Annotated in this window: 5 protein-coding genes; 2 read left to right on the forward strand and 3 right to left on the reverse strand. The window is 63.3% G+C overall.

Features of this window, described 5'->3' with window-relative positions; genetic code table 11:
• Both kdpA and kdpF read right to left on the reverse strand, forming a co-directional pair.
• The coding region (gene kdpA, locus VJ693_RS14540; protein ID WP_324155211.1) for a potassium-transporting ATPase subunit KdpA at positions 1-1,456 on the reverse strand (1,456 nt) is incomplete at its 3' end.
• Between the two features lie 47 nt (positions 1,457-1,503).
• Positions 1,504-1,596, reverse strand: a complete 93-nt coding sequence (gene kdpF, locus VJ693_RS14545; protein WP_324155203.1) for a K(+)-transporting ATPase subunit F — start codon at positions 1,594-1,596, stop codon at positions 1,504-1,506.
• A gap of 294 nt (positions 1,597-1,890) precedes the next feature.
• Between kdpF and VJ693_RS14550 the strand changes: the two genes are divergently transcribed.
• Together VJ693_RS14550 and VJ693_RS14555 are read left to right on the forward strand one after the other, a co-directional pair.
• On the forward strand, positions 1,891-3,768 hold the full coding sequence (locus VJ693_RS14550; RefSeq protein WP_324155205.1) for a potassium transporter Kup: 1,878 nt from the start codon (positions 1,891-1,893) through the stop codon (positions 3,766-3,768).
• Between the two features lie 177 nt (positions 3,769-3,945).
• Complete coding sequence (locus VJ693_RS14555; protein WP_324155207.1) at positions 3,946-4,494, forward strand: KUP/HAK/KT family potassium transporter; 549 nt, start codon at positions 3,946-3,948, stop codon at positions 4,492-4,494.
• Between the two features lie 308 nt (positions 4,495-4,802).
• Here the strand turns inward: VJ693_RS14555 and VJ693_RS14560 are convergent.
• On the reverse strand, positions 4,803-5,295 hold a 493-nt coding region (locus tag VJ693_RS14560; RefSeq protein WP_324155209.1), incomplete at its 5' end, for an AAA-associated domain-containing protein.

Consider the following 5,295-nt stretch of genomic DNA (forward strand, 5'->3'; position numbering starts at 1 on the left):
TGTTGTTGCCGGCGGAGCTGAACGCGTAGAGGATCTCGGAGAACCCATGCGCGCCGGGGTTGGCCACCGCTGCGCGGCCGGCGTCGGTCATCACCGCGATGGCCGTGCCGCCGAGCACCAGCAACGGCACGATGAGAATGACGATCGAGCTCATCTTCATTTCGAAGGACTCGATCTTCTTGCCCAGGTACTCGGGCGTGCGGCCGATCATCAGGCCCGCCACGAACACCGCGAGGATGGCGAACACCAGCATGCCGTACAGCCCCGAGCCGACCCCGCCGAAGACGACCTCGCCCAGCTGGATGTTGACCAGGGGAATGAGCCCGCCCAGCGGCGTGTACGAGTCGTGCATCGAGTTGACGGAGCCGTTGGACGCGGCCGTCGTGGCCGAGGCCCAGAGCGCCGAGTCCGCGATGCCGAAGCGCGCCTCCTTGCCTTCCATGTTGCCGCCGGACTGCTGCGGCGTGGCCGATTGATCGACGGCGAGCTGCGTGAACTGAGGATTTCCTCGCTGCTCGGCCCATATCGCCAGCACGGTGAGCAGCGTGAAGATCAAAGCCATGGCCGCAAACACGGCCCAGCCCTGGCGCTTGTCGCCGACCATCTGACCGAAAGTGAAGCACAGCGCCGCGGGGATGAGGAGGATGGCGAGCATTTCGACGAAGTTCGACAAGGGCGTCGGGTTCTCGTAGGGGTGCGCCGAGTTCGCGTTGAAGAAGCCGCCGCCGTTGGTGCCCAGCTGCTTGATGGCGATCTGCGATGCCGCCGGGCCCAGCGGCAGCGTTTGCGTGTCGCGGGTCTTGCTCTCCAGCACCGGGTCGCCAGCGGCATCCTTCAGCGGCTGGCCGTCGGGGCCGAGCTTGGGCTCCTGGTACTTCACGGCTTCGAGCGTCTGAACGTTCCTGTAGGCGTCGAAGCTCTGCACTGCCCCTTGTTGCACCAGGAACAGTGCAACGACGAAAGACAAGGGCAGCAGCACCCACAACGTGATGCGGGTGAGGTCGACCCAGGCGTTGCCGATCTCGTTGGCGCTGTGGCGCGCGAAGCCCCGGACCAATGCAATGAGGACGACGATGCCGGTGGCGGCTGACAGGAAGTTCTGCACCGCGAGGCCCAGCATCTGCGACAGGTAGCTCATCGTCGACTCGCCGCCATAGCCCTGCCAGTTCGTGTTGGTGGCGAAGCTGACGGCGCTGTTGAACGACGAGTCGGGTGAGGCGCTGGACAGGCCCTGAGGATTCAGCGGCAGCCACGCCTGCAAGCGCTGCAAGGCGTAGACCGCGACAAAGCCGAGCGCGTTGAACAGGAGGATGGCCAGCGCGTACTGCACCCATGCCATTTCGACCTTGGGGTCCACGCCACACAGCCGGTACAGAGGCGACTCGATGCGTTGCGACATGCGCAACTCGCCTTCCATCACCGCGGCCATGTAGCGGCCGATGGGAACGGCGAGCATCACCAGCGCGATGCCGTAGACGGCGAACAGGATCCAGGCATGGGCCGTCACGAGAACTTCTCCGGTTGGAGCAGGGCGGCCACCAGGTAGGCCAGCAAGGCGATCGACACCACGCTGCCGAGCACGACCATCCAGTTCATCGCCCAGGCTCCTCGAGCTTGGCACAGCCCAAGACCAAGCCGACCATCAGAAGCCACAGTGCGGCAGCGAGTGCGAGATAGGCGACGTCCATCGGATGCTTTCGATCACGAGATGCTGGGCATCCTAGGCAGCCCAGCATCAAGATGCCGCCAAGATTCGGCACTCGCGCGTAAAGAAGGCATAAGAGTTGCCTCGATCGTGGCGGCGGCTTGGCGCTGGCGCTAGACGCGTCTTTACGAAATCCTTATGCGCGCCTGGATATAACCCTGTGACCCCGCAATGAATGCCTCTTCATGGACCCCAAACAAGAACGGCAGGCCCTCGCTCCCCTGACCCTCGGCGCCATCGGCGTGGTCTACGGCGACATTGGCACGAGCCCGCTGTACACGATCAAGGAAGTCTTCAGCCCAGGCACGGGCGTGCCGCTGGATGCGGTGCACTTGATTGGAGCGGCCTCCGTCATCTTCTGGGCGCTGATGATGGTGGTCACGCTCAAGTACGTGCTGCTCATCCTGCGCGCCGGCAACCGCGGCGAAGGCGGCATCATGGCGCTGACGGCGCTGGCGGCGCACGCCGCGGGCACGACTGCGCAGCGCCGCACTTTGTTGTTGCTGCTTGGCCTGTTCGGTGCTGCGCTGTTCTACGGCGACAGCGTCATCACGCCGGCGATCTCCGTGCTCAGTGCAGTCGAAGGGCTGGAAATCGTCACACCCGTGCTCAAGCCATACGTCTTGCCGGTGAGCATTGGCGTGCTGGTCGGCCTGTTCGTCGTGCAGCGCCACGGCACGGGGCTCGTGGGCAAGTTGTTTGGTCCGATCATCGTCGTCTGGTTTATCGCCCTGGCGGTGACGGGCGTCGTGCACATTCGGCAGCAGCCGGCCATCCTGGCCGCCTTCAATCCGCTGCATGCTTGGGCGTTCCTGGTCGAGCGCGGCTGGCAGGTGTTTGCCGCCGTGGGGGCCATCGTGCTCGCGATCACTGGCGCGGAAGCGCTCTACGCCGACATGGGGCATTTCGGCAAACAGCCGATTCGCCTCGCCTGGCTGGGCTTGGTGCTGCCCTCACTCACGCTTAACTACTTCGGCCAGAGCGCCATGCTGATGCGTGATCCCAGTGCCTTGGAGAACCCGTTTTTCCGCCTCTTTCCGCAGGCATGGCTCCTTCCCGCGGTGGTCCTCGCCACCATGGCCACCGTGATCGCCTCCCAGGCGGTCATCTCGGGTGCTTATTCGATGACCAAGCAGGCGATCCAGCTCGGCTTTCTGCCGCGCATGCAGGTCCTCTACACCTCGGTAAGGGAGGCCGGGCAGATCTACCTGCCTTTGGTGAATTGGATGCTGTTGATCGCCGTGGTCCTGGCCGTGATCGGCTTCGGCAGCTCGTCGGCGATGGCATCGGCCTACGGGATCGCGGTCACGGTCACGATGCTGATCACCACGGTCCTCACATTCTTCGTCATCTGCCACGGCTGGGGCTACCCGTTGTGGCTGGCAGCGGGCGCCACTGGCATCTTCCTGGCGCTGGACACGCTGCTGGTGGTGTCGTGCTCGATCAAGTTCGTCCAGGGTGGATGGTTTTCCATCGCGATGGGCGCGGCGATCTTCACCATCATGGCAACCTGGAAGCGCGGTCGCGAGCTGTTGATGAAAAGCATCAGTACCGAGGACCCCGAACTGCTGCCCTTCGTGACTGCACTGGTCAACGAGGACATTCCCCGCGTTCCAAGAACGGCGGTGTTCGCGGTGGCCAATCCCGACACCGTGCCGCAGGCGTTGATGCACAACCTCAAGCACAACCGCGTTCTGCACGAGCAGAACGTGATCCTGACCGTCGAGTTCCACGACGTGCCCTGGATTGCGTTCGACGAGCGCGTCCAGGTCAAGCAACTGGTGCGCGGCTTCTGGCAGGTGCACGTCAACTACGGCTTCAAGAACGCGCCCGACATTCCCAGCGCCCTGGATATGTGTGCATCGCGCGGATTGCGCATCGACCTGTTCCAGACCAGCTACTTCGTCAGCCGCGAAACGGTTGTTCCGACCGCGGGCGCCGGCATGGCGCATTGGCGCGAGAGGCTTTTCGCCGCCATGTCGCGCAACGCGAGCAGTGTGGTCGAGTTCTTCAAGCTGCCTAACAACAGCGTCATCGAGCTGGGAACGCGCGTGCAGATCTGATTCTGGTTCGCATCGATCTTTATCCCTTCCTTATGCGGGCTCTGGTCGAATGGCAATCAGTCGATATTGCCTGCGAAGCACACAGCCTCGCGCTAGCGCGGCTGGCACCCCCAGATGACTCCTGCCCACGCCGCACGCACCACGCCTCCAGCAGCGGGGAAGGCTCGCCATGGCTGCGTGTCTGAACCCCAGGGCGTTTGCGAAGAGCAGAGTGCATCGGGGGGTGGCTGGCCGCGAGAGCGCAACCTTCGGGTTCTGGAGGCGTTGCTGCTGGACCGCGTCCCTCGAGAGCCCGGTGTGGGCGTGTTCATTGGCATGGAGGGCGAGATCGACGTCAATGCATTTGTTCGGTTCTTGGCTGCGAAGAAGCGCCTGCCGCAGACCGTTGTGTTCCTGACCACCGAAGTCGAGCTCGTTCCAAGCATTCCGCTCGCTCAACAGGCGCAAGTCGCCGAGCTTGGCCAAGGCATGCTGCGCGTCGTCGTCCGGCTGGGATTCAATGACGAGCCCGATATTCCCCAGGCTTTGCGTGCCGCCCAGCAACTCGACCTCGACGAAGCGGCGATGCGCTACTACATCCGGAAAGATTCTATGGATGGCAATCCGCCGCGCGGCATTGCGAGATGGCGCAGCTGGCTTCTGAAAGCGATGAGCAGAGCATCGAGGCCCGCCTGCGAGCATCTTCGACTTCCGATCAGCCGCGTGACGCAGGTGCCGATGGCTTGACGCGCTGCCCGTGGCTGTCCGCCCGGCGGATGAACGACACCATTGTGGCGATGGCCATTGGTAGCCTGTCCGGCCTCTTTGGGGCGCGCCGGAACCCAAGGTTGGCTGTGCTCTCAGGGTGGACGCGCGCCGGCCATGATGCCAAGAAGCGGTTCTTCAACTTGGCGCGATGATGAACGGCGGCTACGCAGAACGGACACCTCGGACGCTTCGCGGCCAGAAGCGGATCAACGCCAACGCCCGCCATGGCGGCAACGCACATCTTGCCGCTATGCTGCAGCCCGCCATGTCGTCCGCAATCCACACACTCAGATGCTCGTTTCCTCGTCTGCTTCCTCGTCCTTGGGCACGAAGACCATTCTCGTCTGGGGATTGCAGTCCATTAGCCCGGCGTAGCGGCCCCACGCGATCATGGTCTCGAAGGTCTTCTCCGGGTTATCGTAGGGAAGCGCGACAGCGATGTCCTTGATGATCTTTTCCGCGTCGACTTCCTCGGATTCCTTGAGCAGCGCGATGATGATGTGAAAGATGCGCAACTTGAAGACCTGCTCGGCGAAGATCTGCTTGCGTCCCTCGCGGTCGGCTGCGACGAAGCGCCGGCCCAGCTCGGTGAACTGCACCTCATCCTTCGGCGTGTCGATGAATTCGAGCATTTCCGCGGCCCTCACGATGGCGATCGTTTCGCCGAACTCGCGTCCGATTTCGTCGGAGATGTCATAGATGTTCGACAGCTCTGGTGCATCGTTCAGGATGCTGAGCAGGCCGAGGATCTGACCTACGGGCACCAGCGGGATCGACTCC

Source organism: Ideonella sp. (genome assembly GCF_035254525.1).
Taxonomy (GTDB): Bacteria; Pseudomonadota; Gammaproteobacteria; order Burkholderiales; family Burkholderiaceae_C; genus Ideonella.